17 protein-coding genes are annotated in these 19,200 nt (G+C 49.9%); 2 read left to right on the top strand and 15 right to left on the bottom strand.

Annotated features, from left to right (window positions below):
- Position 1 precedes the first annotated feature (1 nt).
- From IEX98_RS25435 to IEX98_RS25390, 10 genes are all read right to left on the bottom strand, one after another.
- Complete coding sequence (locus IEX98_RS25435) at positions 2-958, bottom strand: AAA family ATPase (protein ID WP_188892500.1); 957 nt, start codon at positions 956-958, stop codon at positions 2-4.
- A gap of 176 nt (positions 959-1,134) precedes the next feature.
- Positions 1,135-1,485, bottom strand: coding sequence for a stage V sporulation protein AE (spoVAE, locus tag IEX98_RS25430; protein ID WP_042159417.1), 351 nt, complete (start codon positions 1,483-1,485; stop codon positions 1,135-1,137).
- Positions 1,486-1,492: 7 nt separating this feature from the next.
- Positions 1,493-2,503, bottom strand: coding sequence for a stage V sporulation protein AD (gene spoVAD / locus IEX98_RS25425; RefSeq protein ID WP_188892499.1), 1,011 nt, complete (start codon positions 2,501-2,503; stop codon positions 1,493-1,495).
- A 2-nt stretch (positions 2,504-2,505) separates the two neighbouring features.
- Positions 2,506-2,961 carry a stage V sporulation protein AC gene (gene spoVAC, locus IEX98_RS25420; protein WP_188892527.1) on the bottom strand — a complete coding sequence of 152 codons (456 nt, stop codon included), beginning with the start codon at positions 2,959-2,961 and terminating at the stop codon, positions 2,506-2,508.
- A gap of 1,565 nt (positions 2,962-4,526) precedes the next feature.
- On the bottom strand, positions 4,527-5,381 hold the full coding sequence (locus tag IEX98_RS25415) for an NAD-dependent epimerase/dehydratase family protein (RefSeq protein WP_188892498.1): 855 nt from the start codon (positions 5,379-5,381) through the stop codon (positions 4,527-4,529).
- 15 nt (positions 5,382-5,396) lie between these two features.
- Positions 5,397-6,602 carry an enolase C-terminal domain-like protein gene (locus tag IEX98_RS25410; RefSeq protein ID WP_188892497.1) on the bottom strand — a complete coding sequence of 402 codons (1,206 nt, stop codon included), beginning with the start codon at positions 6,600-6,602 and terminating at the stop codon, positions 5,397-5,399.
- A gap of 60 nt (positions 6,603-6,662) precedes the next feature.
- Positions 6,663-9,410 (bottom strand): alpha-mannosidase, encoded by a 2,748-nt coding sequence (locus IEX98_RS25405; RefSeq protein WP_188892496.1) that lies wholly within the window; start codon positions 9,408-9,410, stop codon positions 6,663-6,665.
- 40 nt (positions 9,411-9,450) lie between these two features.
- Positions 9,451-10,269 carry a carbohydrate ABC transporter permease gene (locus IEX98_RS25400; protein ID WP_188892495.1) on the bottom strand — a complete coding sequence of 273 codons (819 nt, stop codon included), beginning with the start codon at positions 10,267-10,269 and terminating at the stop codon, positions 9,451-9,453.
- Between the two features lie 12 nt (positions 10,270-10,281).
- Complete coding sequence (locus tag IEX98_RS25395; RefSeq protein WP_188892494.1) at positions 10,282-11,175, bottom strand: carbohydrate ABC transporter permease; 894 nt, start codon at positions 11,173-11,175, stop codon at positions 10,282-10,284.
- 109 nt (positions 11,176-11,284) lie between these two features.
- Entirely contained in the window at positions 11,285-12,664 is a 1,380-nt protein-coding gene (locus IEX98_RS25390) for an ABC transporter substrate-binding protein (RefSeq protein ID WP_188892493.1), read from the bottom strand.
- Positions 12,665-12,944: 280 nt separating this feature from the next.
- Here IEX98_RS25390 and IEX98_RS25385 point away from each other — a divergent pair, with 280 nt between their 5' ends.
- Positions 12,945-14,099 carry a GntR family transcriptional regulator gene (locus IEX98_RS25385; RefSeq protein WP_188892492.1) on the top strand — a complete coding sequence of 385 codons (1,155 nt, stop codon included), beginning with the start codon at positions 12,945-12,947 and terminating at the stop codon, positions 14,097-14,099.
- 90 nt (positions 14,100-14,189) lie between these two features.
- On the opposite strand, the gene IEX98_RS25380 is transcribed toward IEX98_RS25385, so the two are convergent.
- From IEX98_RS25380 to IEX98_RS29390, 3 genes are read right to left on the bottom strand one after another with little or no spacing between them, the layout of a single operon-like run.
- Entirely contained in the window at positions 14,190-14,480 is a 291-nt protein-coding gene (locus IEX98_RS25380) for a DUF3817 domain-containing protein (RefSeq protein WP_188892491.1), read from the bottom strand.
- On the bottom strand, positions 14,481-15,107 hold the full coding sequence (locus IEX98_RS29395; RefSeq protein ID WP_445376018.1) for a hypothetical protein: 627 nt from the start codon (positions 15,105-15,107) through the stop codon (positions 14,481-14,483).
- Positions 15,055-15,657: an iron-containing alcohol dehydrogenase gene (locus tag IEX98_RS29390; RefSeq protein ID WP_268237844.1), complete on the bottom strand. Its 603-nt coding sequence runs from the start codon at positions 15,655-15,657 to the stop codon at positions 15,055-15,057. The genes IEX98_RS29395 and IEX98_RS29390 overlap by 53 nt, the downstream gene beginning before the upstream one ends.
- Positions 15,658-15,873: 216 nt before the next feature.
- Between IEX98_RS29390 and IEX98_RS25370 the strand changes: the two genes are divergently transcribed.
- A complete protein-coding gene (locus IEX98_RS25370; protein ID WP_188892526.1) occupies positions 15,874-17,730 on the top strand; it encodes an adenine deaminase in 1,857 nt (618 codons plus the stop codon).
- Positions 17,731-17,785: 55 nt separating this feature from the next.
- Here the strand turns inward: IEX98_RS25370 and IEX98_RS25365 are convergent, their stop codons facing one another.
- Together IEX98_RS25365 and IEX98_RS25360 are read right to left on the bottom strand one after the other, a co-directional pair.
- Positions 17,786-18,265 (bottom strand): HEAT repeat domain-containing protein, encoded by a 480-nt coding sequence (locus IEX98_RS25365; protein ID WP_188892490.1) that lies wholly within the window; start codon positions 18,263-18,265, stop codon positions 17,786-17,788.
- A gap of 170 nt (positions 18,266-18,435) precedes the next feature.
- Positions 18,436-19,071: a hypothetical protein gene (locus IEX98_RS25360; RefSeq protein WP_229692392.1), complete on the bottom strand. Its 636-nt coding sequence runs from the start codon at positions 19,069-19,071 to the stop codon at positions 18,436-18,438.
- Between the last annotated feature and the right edge of the window lie 129 nt (positions 19,072-19,200).

The following is a 19,200-nucleotide window of genomic DNA, read 5'->3' as shown; positions in this document are numbered from 1 at the left end:
ATCAGCGCTCCAGCCTTACCGGCACTTTCGCCTGGTCCAGCACGACCGCTATAACATCCTCCGGCCGCAAGCCGTTCATTCTCGCTTCCATATGGAGCAGCAGCCGGTGCGAAAGCACGTAAGGGGCCAGCTTCTTAATATCATCCGGTGTAACGAAGCTTCGCTGCTGCAAATACGCGCTCGCCTTCGCTGCCCTTGCTAGCGCGATTGCAGCGCGGGGACTAGCGCCCAGCTGAACACTCGCATGCTCGCGGGTTGAGCGAATAATCCGGATTAAATAATTACCTACCGCATCGTCCATATGGACATGCTGTACTTGCTCCTGAATGCGGATTATGTCCTCAATTTCACTGAGCTGACTACAGTTGTCGGAAGGATGGCTTCCTTTATTCGACAAAATCATCGCCTGCTCATCCTCTTCGCTTGGATAGCCAAGCGACAGCTTCATCATGAAACGGTCGAGCTGCGCTTCCGGAAGTGTGTAAGTGCCTTCGAATTCGATCGGGTTTTGTGTTGCAAGCAATATGAATGGCTCAGGCAGCACATACGTATCGCCGTCTACCGTTACCCGCCCCTCCTCCATCGCCTCCAGCAGCGCAGATTGTGTCTTTGTCGTCGCCCGGTTAATCTCATCGGCCAGCAATATATTGGTCATCACCGGGCCCGGGCGGAATATAAACTGCTCCTGCTTCGGATGATAAATTGATACGCCTGTTATATCAGTCGGCAGCAAGTCCGGGTTGCACTGTATGCGCCGGAACTGTCCGCCAATCGATTTTGCCAACGCTTTCACGAGCTGGGTTTTTCCAGTGCCGGGCACATCCTCCAGCAACACATGTCCGCCGCTAATTACAGCGGTCATCAGTCGCTCGATTTCCTCTTGCTTCCCTAGAATACAACGATTAAGACTGCTAACTATCGAAGAACATAACTGCATATCAGCAAGACGAGTTTCCATTTAGCAACGACCTCCCGGAAAATTGTAAGCATCTGTGGATCATTGGTGTAAATAGTTTAGGTTATTTAGTACTATTTTACAGCACTTCCTTGAGGTTGCACAAATGCTTGTTATGCCAAAAAAAATTGGAGAATCCCACAGTTGGGGATTCTCCAATTTCATGAACAATTAGTCGTTCAACCCTTTGGCCTGACGACAAGCGCCGCCAGGAAGGAGAAAATAATCGCTGCTGATACACCGGCGCTCGTCACTTTAAATATGCCGGATATAACGCCGATCCAGCCCGATTTCTCAAGCTCCGTCAATGCGCCGTGTACGAGCGCGTTGCCGAAGCTCGTGATCGGCACCGTCGCGCCGGCTCCGGCGAATGCGACAAGCGGCTCATACCAGCCGATTCCGTCGATGATCGCGCCGATGACGACAAGCGTCGCCATCGTATGCGCAGGCGTCAGCTTAAATAAATCAAACATCAGTTGGCCGATGACACAAATCGCCCCGCCGATTACGAATGCCCATAGAAACTGCATGCTGTCCTCATTCCTTTCCGCTGATGGCTACTGCATGGGCGATACAGGGAATGCTCTCACCTTGTTGATAAGACAATGGCGACAGCAGCGCTCCCGTCGCCACGACAAGCACCCGCTTCAGCTCGCCTTTGGCAATCCGTTTAAGCAAATGTCCGTAGGTGACGACAGCAGAACAACCGCAGCCGCTGCCGCCCGCCTGCACCTTCTGCCGTTCTGTGTCATACACCATCAATCCGCAATCGTTAAATACCGTTTGGTCCATCGGAACTCCATCCCGCATCAGCAGCTCGGTTGCAATGGGATGCCCTACTCCGGCAAGGTCGCCGGTGACGATCAAATCGTAATCTTTCGGCGTTCTTCCGGTATCGTTGAAATGCGACTGTATCGTATCGACCGCAGCCGGAGCCATCGCCGCTCCCATATTGAATGGATCTTTAATGCCAAGATCGACGATTTTGCCAATCGTGGCGCATTCGACGACCGGACCGTCGCCAGAAGCAGCGATAACGGCTGCTCCAGCGCCCGTTACCGTATATTGAGCGGTAGGCGGCTTTTGCGAGCCATATTCTGTCGGATAGCGAAATTGCTTCTCCGCCGTGCAGTTATGGCTGCAGGTGCCGGCAAGCGCATAATCTGCTGAATTGGAATTGACCATCAACGAAGCGATGGCCAGCGTCTCCATGGAGGTCGAGCATGCACCAAACACGCCGATATACGGGACGCCCAGCGCCCTTGCTGCAAATGAGTTGCTAATGATTTGGTTCATTAAATCGCCACCGACGTAAAATTGCAGCTGGTCCTTATCGATGCGCGCATTTTGAATCGCAAAATCGGTAGCCTGCTCCAGCAGCAGCCGCTCAGCCTTCTCCCAGCTTTTCTGCTGCATATCGAGCTCCGGATGGACGAGATCAAAATCCGCAGCAAGCGGGCCGTCACCCTCGTCAGGACCTACGACAGTCGCCGCCCCAATAATAACAGGCCGGTTCTCAAACCACCATGTTTGATTACCCCGCAGCATAATCAGTGCCCCCCATTAGTGCCGAGCAGCAAATGTGCAATCCCGACAAAAAAGGCAGCAACAGTACCGAATACAATGACGGAGCCGGCAAGCTTGAACATATTCGCGCCAACGCCCAGCACCAACCCTTCGCTGCGATGCTCCAGAGCAGCCGAGCACATGGAGTTGGCGAAGCCGGTGACGGGAACCGCCGTTCCAGCTCCGGCCCATTGTGCGATTTTATCGTAAACGCCAAGGCTGGTTAAAATAACGGATATTAGAATAAGCACCGCCACGGTCGGATTGCTGGCATCCTCTTTGCTCATACCCATTAAATGAATGAACAACTCCTGGATGCCTTGTCCGATTAAACAAATCATTCCTCCGAATAAAAAAGCCTTCAAGCAGTTGGTAAAAATCGACCGCGAAGGCTCCCGCGTCTTGGCGAACGCCTGATATTCCTTGGGAGACATCGACATTTTCGGGTATTTGCCGTTCTCTGCGCTGCTGTTCGATGACAAGTGAGTTCCCCTCCTGAGGCTGAAATGATCGCGCAACAAAGCCATTATTTCGATAAGGCTCGCACGATTTCTTCCTCATTATTTGTAAGAACAGTTTCAGTTATGCGCATTCGTTCAGGTTGTAGGCTGAGTGCTGTGGTGCTCCGCTATTCGCGGAGAAGAAAAAAAGCCCAAGAGCCCGGCTAACGCCGTTCTCTGAGCCTTGAATCATAACGTTATTCACAAACCGAACAAAAGCAAAATGACTAGCAGCACAAACAGTACAAGCGGCAGCAGCGCGGAAGTCCGCCGCCGGCTTCTGTTATATCCCACGAGCAATCCCCCTAAAAGAAACAGCCTTCTGCCATTAGCTTATGCGCGGAGAGGCCAATGCGGAGATTGTCCGCTACAAGGCAATTTCCTTTTCTAAAATGGCGATATGACGACTCCGTTGGCCTCCGGTCCCTACTACTATAACTAAAGAGCGAAGTTGGTTCATTGCTGTAATCGTTAGGTTTGCGCTATGTGCGTAGTTACTCTCAATACTCCAGCAGCTGCAAACTTTCTTCACTAATCAGCGTATTTGTTCATTACTTTCATTGCTATGTTTGCGCAATGTGCGTGCTGGACTCGTTGCGGCTCCTCGACAACGGCGAGCGAAGCTGCTTCGCTATTTTGCGAAGCTAATTTCGTTATAAAGTTACTTTTCCGCTGCATCCCCTAGCGGAGCGAATCAAATTTCACTATCCGTGAACCTAGGTTCTCGAGTAGCGAAGTTTGATTCGCTGTACGATTATGAACTCCCCAGCAGACTTCAACTGCGAACTTGGCTTCGCTATTTTGCGAAGCTGCTTCCTTGTTACTCTCAAGTCCCTGCGAAATGTAAAGTTTCTTCACTATAGAGCGAAGTTGGTTCGTTGCTGTCATTGTTAGGTTCGCGCTATATGCACAGTTACTCTTAATGCTCCCGTGGTTGCGAACCTTTCTTAACCTAAACGGCGAAGTTGGTTGTTACTTTCATTGCTATGTTTGCGCAATGTGCGTGCTGGACTCGTTGCGGCTCCTCGATAGCGGCGAGCGAAGCGGATTCGCTATTTTGCGAAGCTAATTTCGTTATAAAGTTACTTTTCAGATGCATCCTCTAGCGGAGCGAATCAAATTTCGCTATCCGTGAACCTAGGTTCTCGAGTAGCGAAGTTTGATTCGCTGTACGATTATGATCTCCCCCAGCAGACTTCAACTGCGAACTTGGCTTCGCTATTTTGCGAAGCTGCTTCGTTGTTACTCTCAAGTCCCCGTGGAATGTAAAGTTTCTTCACTATAGAGCGAAGTTGGTTCGTTGTGTTCATTGTTAAGTTTCTACAGTGCGCGTAGTACCCACCAATACTCCCGCGGTTGTGATCTTTTTTCGCTATAGTGGGAAGTTGGTTCGCTAAAAGTACAACGCACGACAAAGGAACGTACCGCAAACGGCGGAAGAGGAGCGCACCTAACAAAAAAACGGCCCGCTCGGGATTACATCCGAACGGGCCGTTATCATTTAATTACTTAAGCGTGTCGCGCCATGAATGACGCGGCGTCCAGCCGATCTTATCTTCGGCAAGCCGGTTGCTGACCAATGCGGTCAGCTCAGATACCGGCTTGCGGATATCCTTCACCTCCGCATAGTGACGGCTCAACAGCAGCTCCGGCGATGCATCCGACATCATATCGCTCGCCGTAATGTTCAACGCGACGGACTCTGCCGGTTTCTCGCTTTCTACCGCCAAACGGCAAGCTTCTGCCGCATCACGTGCGTCGATATAGCTCCATAGAATCCGGTGATGCCTTCCCGTATGCTCAAAACCGGCGATAATGTGCTCATACTCATCCGGCTCCAACACATGCGAGAACCGTAACGCATAGACGGACATTCCTACCCTGCGGTAGAACATATCGCCAATCTGCTCGTTTACTCCCTTGGACAAGCCGTAGCTTTCTTGGGCGAGCAGCGGGTGGGTTTCGTCTACCGGGAAAAAATCAGGCGCAAACGGTGTCTTCGCCCAGCAAAAACCGTAAGCCGATTCACTAGAACCGATAACAGCTTTGTTAATGCCCAGCTTGGAAGCCGCTTCGAGCACATTGTAAGTCGACATGACATTGTTGCTGAAAATGCGCTCCGGCGAGAAGTTGATCGGATTAGGCACGGCCGCCAGATGAACGACGCTATCCGCGTCCGCCAGCAAGCCATATACCTCGCCTAATGACCCGAGATCAGCCTGCATATAACGGCTGTATCCTCTTCCTCCCGATGGCGGACGCATGTCGGTGCCGAATACGCGATAGCCGTGCTCGGCAAACTCCTTCACGACATAACGTCCCAGTTTGCCTTCCGCGCCTGTTATGACTACCGTCTTCATTTGCGCTCCACCCTTCTACGGCCGAACGAGTGTACCATCCGGTCTGCGGTCTAATTTATACGGTCTGTGGTAGGTTTTGCCCAAAGCAGGCTCTGCCAGCAATAAAGCTTTCTCTTCATCGATATCGATGCCAAGCCCAGGCTTGCCGGAAAGCTTCAGGCACCCGCCTTCAAAGACAGCCATGCCGGGAAAAACCTCCCGCTCCCGTTCGTTAAAATGATTGCTTTCCTGTACCCCAAAGTTCCAAATCGCCATATCCAAATGTGCTGCAGCCACTTGGTTGACGGGATCATTCTCGCCGCCCTCCTGCCAGGCTGTACGAACGCCAAATGCTTCGCATACGGCAGCGATTTTGCGGCAGGCGGTAATGCCTCCCGCCTTGGATACGCGCATACGCACAAAATCGATTAAACGATCCTTCACAAGCGGCAGCCATTCCTGCGGATGCACGAACAGCTCGCCGACAGCTTGCGGCGTCGTGCTGACGTTGCGGACTTGTCTGTACCATTCCGTGTGCTCCACCTGGAGCAAATCTTCCAGGAAGAACAGATGGTAAGGATCAAGCCGTTTGGCAAGCGCGACCGCAGCCGCCGGATTCAAATGCTCATGAACGTCATGGGTGAACTTCAGTTCCATTCCATAACGCACGCGAAGCTTCTCGAACATTTCCGGAATCGCCTTCACATACAAATCCTCGTCAAAGCGGTTAGCCGGAGGGAAGATCGAAGAGCCTCCTGCCACAAATCCGCCGCCGCCATAACCGCCCAATTGCACGCGGATATGGGAATAGCCCTGCTCCCGGTAGCGCTCAACCTCTTCCTCCAGCTGCTCGTAGGTATTGCCGTTGGCATGTCCATACGCCCGGATTTCCGAGCGGGCCGGGCCGCCGAGCAACTCATAGACCGGCATCCCCGCTTGCTTGCCTTTAATGTCCCAAAGCGCCATATCGATGCCGCTCATGGCGGTGTGCAGCGTCGCGCCGTTGCGCCAATAGCCACTCGTATACATCGTCTGCCAAATATCCTCGATTTGTCCTGCTTCCCTGCCAATGAGCTGAGGAGCCAGAAGCTCCTCGATCACTTGCTCCACTGCGGTAGGGTGATACATATCGCTGGCGGATCCGATCCCGTACAAGCCCGGTTGATCCGTCTCTACTTTTACAATTGTCCAAGTTCGGTCATGCCTCGTACGAATGCATTTAATGCCTGCTATCTTTGCCATTTGATATGATATCCCCCTTCGCGTGATGGATCGGCGGCCGCAGCAGCGGCCTATTGCCTTTTATACGCGTTTCAATCCGATTGTAACGATCTCGGCAGGTCCAACTTCCAAGCTGCCTTCAACTTGCGCATCAGATGGACGCTCCAAAATATCACTCTTATAGATGCCGTTCAACCCGGCTGACGACTCTACTGCTACCGACGTCGGCTCAGCAGAAACGTTGAACATCCGCAGCATAATATCACCGGAGTACTCGCTAACTTTAAGAGCGGTAACCGCCATGCGCTCGCCGTCCCAATCGATCAGCTTGCCGCTAGCAGACAGCTTGCCTTCATGCACATCGGTTTGACGCGCCGTCCAAGGCACCTGGAATTGATAAGCGTCCACGTAAGCTTCGCCAGCAATAGCCGTTCCCTCATGGATGATCAGCTTAAGCTCGGCTGTCTGCTTGCCTTGGCATTGCGCTTCCGGCGTTGCAAATACACCCCAGTCGCCCAGCTCGCGCACACTTCTCAACAGCGTAACAGCCAGCGTTCCGTCGCCATTCTCCAGCGCTTCGTATTCATGCAGCCCTTTGTTAGCAACCGTTACGCCATGACGGCCGTCGCTCATGCTGACAAATGCTTGCTGATGCTGTGCATTGCTCGGATTAATCCATTCCGCTTCTGGCTTCAGCGGGCGTTCTGCCAGCTCATAGATGGAATCCACGGTCACGCCAGATGCTTTCAATCCCGTCGGGAACAGCATCCGAATCCGGTGATCCAATACGGTATTGTCAATCTCGCTGGCGATTCGAACGCTTCTATCACCTTTTTCAAGCGTAAGTACCGTTTGAATCGTAACTTCTCTCGTTTCTTGTACGCGCTGCGATTTACGCTCGCGGAACGGAGTCATCGAATTGATCTCCAAATCAAGCTTCTCATCGGCCGACACCGGCAGCTGCCAGCGGTGCGTCAGCTTCACACTGCCGCGCAAGCTGTTGTTTTCCACGATTTCCAGATCAGCCTGGAGCCCTTCTGTCGTCAGAGCCGTTTCGCCAACAGGCTGCATGTACATATATTCATTGCCGATATCGCCTGTATTTTCGTACAAGCCCAGCTTGCTGTAGCTTTGGCCGGATTGTTTGTCGAGTGCAGTAAAGCTGCCGTCCGCTGCGATAACAACCTTCAGGATGTCGTTTTCCAACACGCGGCCTCCGTCTGTTACGATTTCGCCGAAAGCTGCTTTCGATTGAACCGCATCGGCGGCTACGAGCGAATACGTCTCATAACCTACCGGCGGCAAGTTGTTCGCTTCAATGGTCACTTCAACTTGGTAAGCCCAGTATGGCTGACGGAAACGGTCATCCGGCAGATCATAGCCGAATGCGAGACCTTTACTCACAATTACCGCTTCGACCACATTGCCTTTAGCATCAACGATAGCGAGTTTGCCCGGCTGATATCCCGTCAACCCTGCATATTGATCATGCGGCGCTCTTTTGCCATCGAAATAATGGCGGCATACATCCAATACAAGCGTCACAACGCCGCTTCTGCGGTGTCCCGTCGTGTTGAAGAGGACAAAAGGTACGCTTGGTCCAGCAGTTCCGTCGAAACGCGGAGCGCCTTGAAGCTTGCCGAAGCTTGAAGTATCAATCTGACCGGACAGCCACTCTGCGCTGCGGTCCGCAACCGCTTCTGCCATCGTGACGGATTTCTCAAAGCGGGTCATCATCTCACGGTGAACCTCGTCGACGCTGCAGCCGCAAATGCTGTCATGCGGATGGTTGCGCAGCAGCGTTTTCCAAGCGTAAGTCAATTCATGCTTCGGATATTCCATACCTGCGGCATACGCCATAACTGCAAGAGGCTCCGTCACTTTCTCCAGCTGCGTCTGCGTCTTATTGTTGGCCTGCTTGATGTATACCCGTGCCGAAGCCGTGTTGACCAGCGTATTCCAGCCGTCAGTAAATTGGCTTCTCAGCTCGCCGCGGATGACCGCAAGCTCTTCAGGCAGCTTCGCTTTCACCGCTTCGATATATTCCGGGAAGCTGGAGTGCTTGAACTCGATGTCCGGACGAACTTCACCCGATACAGCAAGCGCTTCGCTCAGATCGGCTTGCAGCGGCTGATGGTCGCAGCCATTCATGAACAGCAGCTCTGGTGTCGAAGCATAAGCCTCAACTCTTGGAAGACGTTCGTTCCAGTAAGTAAGCGCAGCTTCCGGATCAGCCGGAATTTCCATGCCGTTGTGATACCAGTTCGCGAACAAAATAGCGAGCACGCGGCTGCCGTCCGGCGATTCCCAGTACATCTCCGAATATTTGGACAAGTATTGGTTGTCTTCGCCGATTTCATTATTGAAACCGACCGCTTTCACGCCCCGGCCGTATACCGCAGTATCCATGCCAGCTTGACGAAGAATTTGCGGCGCTTGACCGATATTACCAAAGGAGTCGGGGAAGTAGCCGATTTCAGCATAGGGCCCCAGCTTTTCAGAATCGATAATGCCGATTTGCAAGTTGCGGACATTCGCTTCACTGCTGATCAGAAACTCATCCTGCAAAATATACCAAGGGCCAATCACAAGCTTGCCTTTCTCGATCAGCTCACGCACTTTTTCCGCACGATGCGGCATAATTTCCAAATAATCTTCCAGCGGTACCGTCTGTCCGTCGAGATGAAAGCTGCCGTAATTCGGGTCTTTATCAATCGTTTCGATCAGAAGCTCCATGAGCTCTACAAGTTTGATCCGGTGTTTTTCAAAAGGCAAATACCACTCTCTATCCCAATGTGAGTGCGCGATAACGTGCGCTGTCTTTTTCATATCGTTGTACCGTCCTGTTTATAATAGATTTTGGATGAAGCTACATTTTCACCGATCCGGCAGTCATGCCTTGTACGTACATTTTTTGCAGGAAAGGGAAGGCTACGAGTATTGGGAAAATTGTAATAATAGCGCCTGCCATCAGCTCGTTCCACTTCTTGAAGGAAGAGGAATCCAGATACATCAGCCCCATAGGGAGCGTGAACAAATCTTTGCTGTCGATGATGATCATCGGCCACAGGATGTTGTTCCAGCTGCCGATAAAGTTCATAATCGCAATCGTGCCGATAGCCGGAATTGCCAGCGGCAAATAAATGTTGAAATAGATGCGGAAGGAATTGCAGCCGTCCAGCACCGCGCTCTCGTACAGCTCATGAGAGATTGTACGGAAGTAGCTGGTGAACAGGAAGATCGCAAACGGCGCTGCGCCGTTGATCATCGGCAGAATCATTCCGATATAGCTGTTGGCCAGGCCTAAATTCGTCATATTGATATAAAGCGGAATAAGAATCGTTACGCCCGGCACGAGCAGAAGCGCAATAAACATATAATAGATAAACTTTTTCCCTCTGAATCTGTACTTCGCAAAGGCGTAGCCCATCATGCTGTAAATGAAGATAACACCAACAATAACCACGATACTGACAATGCCGCTATTCATAAAGAAGCGGCCGAAATTCAGCTTGTTCCATACTTCAGCGAACGTGCTCCACTGAAAAGCCCCGGACGGAAACGGCGATTGCGGATTAGCTAAAGCATCTTGCGACGTTTTGAGCGACGTTCCGAACATCCACAAGAACGGATAGAGGCAAGCGAAGCCGTATATGATTAGCAGTAAGTGCTTGATTGATTTAACCATCCTCTTATCCTCCTATATGTCAGCCTTAAAGCCGCGAATACTGAAAATAGCAATGAGTCCCGTTACGAGAAACGACGTCCAGCCAATTGCACTAGCGAGACCGTAGTCATTATCGATAAATGCCGTCCGATAAACGAGCGTTCCGATAACCTCGGTGCTGCCTGCCGGACCGCCTCCGGTCATAATAAATACATTCTCGAACGTCTGAAATGCGCCATTCACCATTTGAATAACCGCGATAAGCGTCATCGGCTTGAGCAGCGGCCATGTAATTTTCCGTATCATCGTCGCCTTGCTTGCGCCATCCACGCTTGCGGCTTCGTATAGTGTCGGGTCAACGGCGGTCAAACCTGCATAATAAAGCAGCAGCGTGCCGGGAAGTCCTCCCCAAATGGAAGTAATAATGATCCCGATCAATGATGTGGACGAGCTGCCCAGCATCCCTTCGGGTACGACTAGAAAATCAAGGCCCAGCGTGGCGAATAAAGAGTTAAGTACGCCTGTAGGCTCGAATAAGCCTTTCCATACATAGAAAACTGCGATGCCCGATGCAATCATCGGCAGGAAATAAAGCGTGCGGTAAAAGCCGGCCATCTTCGTGTTCTGCAAAACGAATGCGAGCACGAGTGCTACCGGAATGACAATGATAACTTGAAAGAAGGCTAGCTCGAAATTGTGCAGCAACGCGTAATAGAAGTTGCGCGATACAACCGGGCTGTCGCCCAGCAGAAAATCCTTGAAATTAGACAATCCTTCGAATCTTGCGTTCGAGAAGTCAATCCCCGACCAGTTGTAAAAACTGAGTATGACGGAGAAGCCTACCGAATAAACGCCTATCGCCAAAAATAGCAGAATGCCGGGAAGCAGAAACAAATATGGCACCCATTTTTTCTTTGCTGTTACCATAAGCGATCATCCTTTGTCCGTTTTTATTGCCTGACAGTGAAGTAAAGGGGTGCGCCAGCCCTAGCACCTGTTATTAAAGGCACGAGGGCTGGCACAGAATGAACCTTAATTAGTTACCGCTTGCCGCTAGAGATTTCATGCGCTCGTCGAATTTCTTAGTTGCCTGCTCTACCGTCATTTTCTTCTCGATTACAGATTGCATGGATTGGAAGTACTCTTCCCATTCCTTGTGATTGCCTCTGTTGTCGATGTAAGGCTGAACTTTGCTGTACGGTCCTGGCTCTGTCGCGAATGATTCTTGCATCGCTTTAAGCGCCGGGGACAGGTCTTTGGAACGATCGCCTATTTTCAGTGCGGATACCGTGAATGCGCCGTTGGAGAATGCGATTGCTGCATCTGGATCAGAAGTAATGAACTTGATGAAATCCAAAGCGTCGTCTTTATTTTTCGAGTCTTTGCTTACCGACATCATTGTCAGCGTGAATGGATCTGTCGACCATTTGTCAAGCTTGGAGCCTGCAATTGGAGGAACGGAGAACGTAACGATATCGTCTGCATTCATGCCCATTGCCAGCAATGTGGACATTGTGAATGTACCGCCAAGGTCAAACGCCGCTTTGCCGGAAGCGAAAGCTTGGTCCGCACCGTCGATGTCCGTGGACAGAATGCCCGGCATCATCAAGCCTTTGTCTGCAATCGTACCAAGAGCCTGAGAAACTTTAATGTTGCTAGGATCGCTCATTTGCGCTTTGCGCTCCAGCAGGTTAATGTAGCCTTCCGGTCCGTTCAACATAATTTGAAGAGCGGATCCAGCCCAGTTTTCCCACAGGTCAGGCAATTTCGCGCCAAATACAAGGCCTGGCACTTTCGTTTCTTTTTGTACGGTTTCCATCATCGTTACGAACTCTTCAAACGTTTTTGGAGCTTCAGCTTTCAAGCCTGCTTGCTCGATGAGCTTCTTGTTGCCGTAGAAGGTGAAGAAGCCGCCGATATCAAGCGGAAGGCCGTAGAACTCGCCAACTTTCAAGCCTTTTTGTACGTTTGTTGCATCTTTATTTGTCGCCCAGTTGTCTACTTGTTTCTGAGTGACACGGATAGGATCCATTGCTGGTCCGAAGTAGCTGTTTAATACATCGTCGCCTACGCTAGGCGTCAGTTCCAGCAGCGATGTTTCCAGCGAGTCGCCGTTAGTTGCCCAGTAGTGGATCACGTCAGGCAGGTTTTTGGAGTTGGCTGCCGCTTGAACCTTTTGTCTATAAGTATCATCAGGAGTGAAAGTTTCGATTTCAACTTTGATGCCGGTTTTTTCTTCATACAATTTCGCTGCTGCTTCAAATCCGGGACCGTAAGCTACCTTCCAAGTCCACATCTTCAGCGTCTTTTTGGCACCGCCTTCACTGCCTCCGTTGCCTGAACCGGATGAGCAAGCGCTTACAACTAGGGCCGCGACTACTAACAAAATACCCATCGCATACATTCTTTTTTTCATCTCAAAATTCTCCCCTTTCAAATTGAGTGAAGCGTTATCAACCAGCAGCTTCATCTAGGTTGTATATTCAATATAAACAACATACATATCGATGTAAATGTCTTTTTTATATACAACCCAGAAAACATTGTAATCGCTGTCATTGCCTTCATATAAGCATTTTAATGATTCTAATCATAAGAGTGACTCCCTTTCTGTTTATTCGACAGCAGATACAACTTGTCATACTTGTATCGTTGTTATATTATTAATTCAACTAATAGGAATGAGGGAAATCAGGATGGCAAATAAACAAGTTCCGATGTACCGGGAAATCGAGCAATACATTATGACGCAGATCAGATGCAACAAATGGCCGCCGCTCAGCCGCATTCCTTCCGAGAACGAGCTATCCGAGCAGTTTCAGGTCAGCCGGATTACGGTGAAGAATGCTTTGTCCAATCTTGTCGATAATGGCATCGTCTTTCGACAACAAGGCAAAGGTACATTTGTGTCTGCCGACCATCATATTGCGCTCGATAATCTCTATAGTAAAATGGGCGGCGAAAGCCGGAAGCGGACGATTGGCTTCCTCATGCCGAGATTGGATAACCATTTCACCGCAAACGTACTAAGCGGCATTGAGGACGAATTGTCCAAAGCTGATTATAGAATGCTCTTTTCCAAAACGAATGATTCACAGCAGGATGAAATCGTCAAAATTAAAGACATGATGGAAGCTCAGGTGGACGGACTTATTATTTACCCTGTAGAGGGTGAAAATTACAACAGCGAGATTCTGTCGCTAACGCTGTCTAAGTTCCCGCTCGTGCTCGTCGACCGTACGTTAAAGGGATTGGATACTTCCTCCGTCAGCTCGGATAACTTTGAAGCCTCGGTCATGGCTGTCAATCATCTGCATGAGCATGGGCACACCTCCATCGGCATTATTTCGTCGCGTGCCGACGGAACGTCAAGCATCGAGGACCGGATCGCCGGCTATGAGCAAGGGCTTGAAAACCACGGCATCCTGATCGATAGAAGCCTGCAGCTGTCCAACCTGACATTCGATATGACCGAAGAGGAAATTAGCGGACAGGTTCATAAGTTTCTGAACGATCATCCGCAATTGTCCGCCATCATCGTCTCCTACTTCGGCCCCCATGTTATTCGTGCGGCCATTGAAGCTGGCAGACGCGTGCCGGAGGATCTGTCCGTCATTCTGTTCGATGATATTCCTTATGCGGACTTTTCCCTTGTCCCTCCTACCGTAGTTGCCCAGCAGGAACGGGAAATCGGACGCGAGGCGGCCCGCCATATTATTGAGCAGATTGAACAGGGCCAGCACATATGGCGCCGGATTAAGCTGCCAGCAACGCTAATTCCTAGAGGTTCAACCGGCCCGGCCAGAAGCCTGTCCGAGCTTGATTACGACCAGAGTCTGCAAGCCAACTAGCTATCATTCATAATGGAGTAAAAGCAAAAAGAGGTTTCTCATTCCCGTTAATCCCGGAGATAAGAAACCTCTTTCATTATAATTCTTCGATTATTGCTCCTTGCGAAGCTTTGCTTCCAGCCAAAACGTTGCAAAAGGCACGAAAGCAATGATGAAGCACAGCAAAACCCATAGAAACGACCAGCGCTTTTTAATCCATGACAAGAGCAGAAACAGCAGATATAACGTAAATAAAACGCCGTGTGCCATGCCTACAATCGTCACGTAAGCCGGCTCGTCCGCCCAATATTTGAGCGGCATCGCAATAAGCAGCAGCACAAGATAGGATATCCCTTCCAGCAACGCAATCCCTCTAAACCAGCCAACCGTTGATTTCCACATTTATTTAAGCTCCCCCTTGTCGCTTTCATTCCATGCTTTAAGCAGTGTATTCCGGTTCGGTCGGATAAGATGCGCTTCCATCAAGCTTCGGCTTAACAACTCGTCCCCCACACCCAGCTCCCCGATTGTGGCTGGTCCGCCTACGATTGTCAGCAGCCACCTAATTTCCTTTTCATCCTGAATTCGGTTCATTTCAATTAATATCTCGCTATGCATCGGTGTTAACGACTCCAATCTGCCTTCATCAGCCAGTTGGCGGTATAGCTTCGCTATTTCTGCACATGCGACGCCTACCTTGGCACCATGCAGCAGTTGTCTTCTGCCGGTCCGCAAAAACTCCATCTCCCAGTGATGGGACAAATGATGCTCCGCTCCTGAGGCGGGGTGTGATTGACCAAAAAGCAGCATCGCATAGCCCGATTCCAGAAGCGCACTCATCAGCAACCTGATGCCCTCCGGTGTTCGGGCAGCAATCTGATCCACCTGCTCCACGCATTGCTGTAGGGCGCCTCTTGTCATCTCAGCAATTCGATCCGAGTAAGGCTCATTAGCGTAAATAGTCCCGAATTTCCAATCAAATAGCGAGGTGTATTTCCCCAGCATATCGCCGAATCCAGCCGCTACCATTACGGACGGAGCCTTCGTCAAAATGTCTAAATCTGCAAAAATCGCATCCGGGCCAATCGCGGCGATCGTCTTTTTTCTCCCCTCGTAAAATAAGGGGTGCCCCCTTGGAGTTAAAGCCGTCTACAGACGGCGCGGTAGGTACGGATATAAAAGGAATGCTTACTATAAAAGCTGCGTATCGGGCAATGTCATGCAGCGTTCCCGAACCGAGCGCAATTACCGCTCCTGCGGATTTTATTTTTAGCTCAATCGTCAATTGAACAACTGAAGCTTCATCTGCAATTACATCCCCTTGACCATTCGGCTTGATCCATACATATCCTGCATTTATGCCTGCAACTGCGATCCATTGCTGAAGCTTAGATCCATAGCCCGCCTCCCAGGTTATTGAATCAGCCACAATGACCACGCTTTCATAGCCTGACGATTTCAAATAAGGAATGATTTGTTCAATAGCACCATGCTCCAGCACAACCGCTCCCCTGCTGATGGCCGTAACGTCTGCCCCTTCCATGCTTCTAGCTGTTTCATCCCAAGTATTCCATCCCATTTGCTGCTAACCGCCTCCTTCTCTAGCGCTCTCCTTTTCATTCTGAGAGGCAACACCTCGAGTGTCAACTTGTATACGTATAACAGCAGGCAATTGTCTCACAATGTCCATCTTTTCTTCACGAACCTGTTTCAAATATCGAATCAGTTGCCCTGATTCCAATTACAGGCCATTATGGAATCGTGAAACTGGTTAATTTCAATCATTAGGTATATGATGAACTTAAATTTCAAGTTGAAAGGCGGAAATACATTGACTGCTAACCTATTCTCCCGGCCTCATCTGGCCGATTGCATACCTGATCTCGTGGCCTTTGCACGAGGGGAAAAGAAAGCTACATTGTTCATAAAAGGCGGTACGCTCGTCAACGTCGTTTCCGGCGAGATTTTGCCCGAAACGTCTGTTGCTGTAGTTGGTACACGCATTGCATATGTTGGTCCTTATGTCGAGGGAATGATCGGCAAAGAAACACAAGTGATCGAAGCGAACGGCCGCTACATAGCGCCAGGCTTGCTGGACGGGCACTGCCATATCGAGAGCAGCTTATTGTCTGTTACTCAATTCGCCAATGCGGTGCTGCCGCTTGGAACGACAGGCGGATTCTTTGATCCGCATGAAATTTCCAACGTCCTTGGTCTTCCTGGTTTGCGGATTATGCTGGATGAAGCGCGGCAAACACCTATGGCTGCCTACATGCAAGTCGCTTCCTGCGTACCTGCCACTTCTTCCGAATTCGAAACCTCGGGAGCTGAATTCGGCCCAGAAGAAGTAGCCGAAGCTTTGAGCTGGGGACCCGATATGATCGCTCTTGGCGAAGTGATGAACTTCCCGGGCGTCGTGTTCGGCGATCCGAAGATGATCGGCGAAATTCAAGCTGCGCTGCGTGCAGGCAAACTGGTCGACGGCCACTATACTTGGCCTTCCCAAGACCCGCGGCTATCCGCTTATGCTGCTGCAGGGGTAACGGGTTGTCATGAAAGCATTACGAAAGAGGATGCTGCCGCCAGGGTCAGACTCGGCATTTATGCTAAGCTGCGCCGCGGTTCAGCTTGGCATGACGTGGAGGCGACGATTAAGGCGCATACCGAGATGGGACTAGATTCCCGCCGGATGCTGCTCGTATCCGACGACCGCATTTGTGATTCCTTGAAAGAAGAAGGCCATATGAACTTTATTGTCCGCCATGCCATTCAACAAGGCGTAAAACCGGTAACAGCCTTCCAGATGGCGACATTGAATACAGCTGAACGGTTTGGCGTAGCCCGTGATGTCGGTTCGGTCACACCAGGCTCGATTGCGGACATTATTTTGCTAGATGGAAATCTTGCAGAAGTGAACGTCGTTATGACGATTGCGCGCGGACAAGTTGTTGCGGAGAATGGTCAAATGACGATCGAGCTCGCTCCGTTCGAATATCCCGCATATGCCGTCAACTCGGTGAAGCTCGAGAAAAAACTGAGCGCAGCTGACTTTGTCATTAAAGCTCCGGTTGCATCCGGTACTGCCAAGGTTCGCGTTGCCGAAGTTATCGAGAACAATGTAGAGACAAAAGAAATTGTCGTCGACGTTCTAGTGAAGGACAGCAAGCTGGATATTAAGCCGGAAAGCGGCTTGTCCAAAATGGCGCTGTTCGAACGCCACGGCAAAACGGGAGGCTCCGCATTTGGCGTTGTCGGGGGTGTCGGCTTCAATCGCCCTGCCGCTATTTCCATGACCGTTGCGCATGACAGCCATAACGTGCTTGTCATCGGCAATGACGACGAGCTTATGTCTAAGGCCGCTAATTCTGTAATCGGCATGCAAGGCGGAATCGCTGTAGCAACAGAGGACGGAATTGTAGAGTTTCCGCTTCGCTTGGCTGGTCTTATGTCGACAGAGCCTTATGAGACAGTCGTACAGCAAATGAAGGACATAAGCGGTGCGCTGGTTCACGCAGGCTGCACGATGAATTACGCGTTCATGACGTTGTCCCTCCTTGCACTGGTCGTCATCCCGACCTTGCATATTTCGGACACCGGATTGATCCGGGTATCGGAGTCCGGCTTCGAGCGGGTGTCGCTGTTTGTGGAGTAAGTAATGAGAAAGCCGAATCACGGTTGTCCGTGATTCGGCTTTTGTCGTTTATAGTTTATTTTAACAATGCAATTGCCTCTTCGATCATTTCGTTATTATTGTTCTTTAAGTTTAATTCAATCATTTTACGACATCTTTCTTTTTCATTGTCTGACAGACGATCAATTACGTTTTCTAGTAACAACAACGATTGCATACTCGCCTCCAGGCTATCAACACCAATAAAACTAGTTATTGTTTCTATATGAGAGATATAATCAAGACTCTCTAACGCATACAGTAATGTCCCTCTGCTTCCCTTAGTTTTCGGATGATTTAAAACCTCTATTATCGGTTCAACTGCTGCATAATTACCGATATCAGCAAGAGTTAAAGCGATGTCATTCCTTAATATTTTATTTTCAGTTAATCTCAAGTGCTTTATTAGTATGTTCAAATACGATGCATCTTTCGTTTTACTGACGTATTGAATGATCCGCATGGCTTCTTTAATTTTGCCTTCAGTAATTAAATGATCTAGTCGTTGAATATCCATTTCACCATTCCCTTTGCTTTGACTTACTGAATTACGCCAACATCATCCATCAGTGTAGTTGTCCGTGATGTATTGAATGTACAAGAAACCATTCCTTGTATGAACGTTGAGATATCCGTCCATTTTATCAAGAAATGGTTTCTATATGGGGAAATATCCTTTTTTACTGCTTATACCGTTAGTTTGCTCAAGCTCGTACGTAATGCCATATACAGCGGATGTGGCGGAACTGGGCCAAGCTTCTCTTTATCTATGAGTTGATAATCGTACAGCATACCTTCGTATACAAACTCGAACTGAGCATGCTCTTTAAAATCATTTGGTGTAACCAGTCCCGAGGGACGATCCCAGAGCGGTACACCGCTGCTCTTAAGAGCCTCTGCAACGAATTGGGAGCAAAAATAAGCGCTGTCCGATTTAATCTCCCGCTGCAGCAACACACCGAGCAAACCAATCAAATGATAGCGGTAAGCATCCTGATTCCGCTGAAAGTGACGGATGCAGGCTACCGAGTTAGCATGCTGTTGCTCTGTGACCGGAAGACGAAGCAGCAAGCAGCGTGTATTTGGAAAATGGCGAAAGGTGCCTCTATATATATCTTCACGAACAAAGCCGCCTATAAAAGGATTATGGGCCTCTTTGCGTCCAAAGCTGAAAACTTCATTCAATTCGTCGTCAAATGCAAGGGATGCATGGTTATAAGGTGCTTTTGTAAAACCTTTAATCAATCTCGTAAACGCCGTGCCGGTATCGGTCAGCAGCACATAGATGCTGCGCTGGGAAGGCTTTTTCATTTTCCCGTTCATGCCAATCACCTCAATGGAAGTTCTTGAGATGAATATACCAGTGGCGCTTGTCCGCGAATAGTACTAACTCTGTCTGGTACTGCCGGGTTATGTGGGATTAGGATGGAGAAATTTTAGCAGCGAGAGCCC

The organism is Paenibacillus radicis (ex Gao et al. 2016) (assembly GCF_014641555.1).
Classification (GTDB): Bacteria; Bacillota; Bacilli; order Paenibacillales; family Paenibacillaceae; genus Pristimantibacillus; species Pristimantibacillus radicis.
The sequence above is the reverse complement of the archived record's forward strand: the minus strand, read 5'-3'. Positions and strand labels throughout refer to the sequence as shown.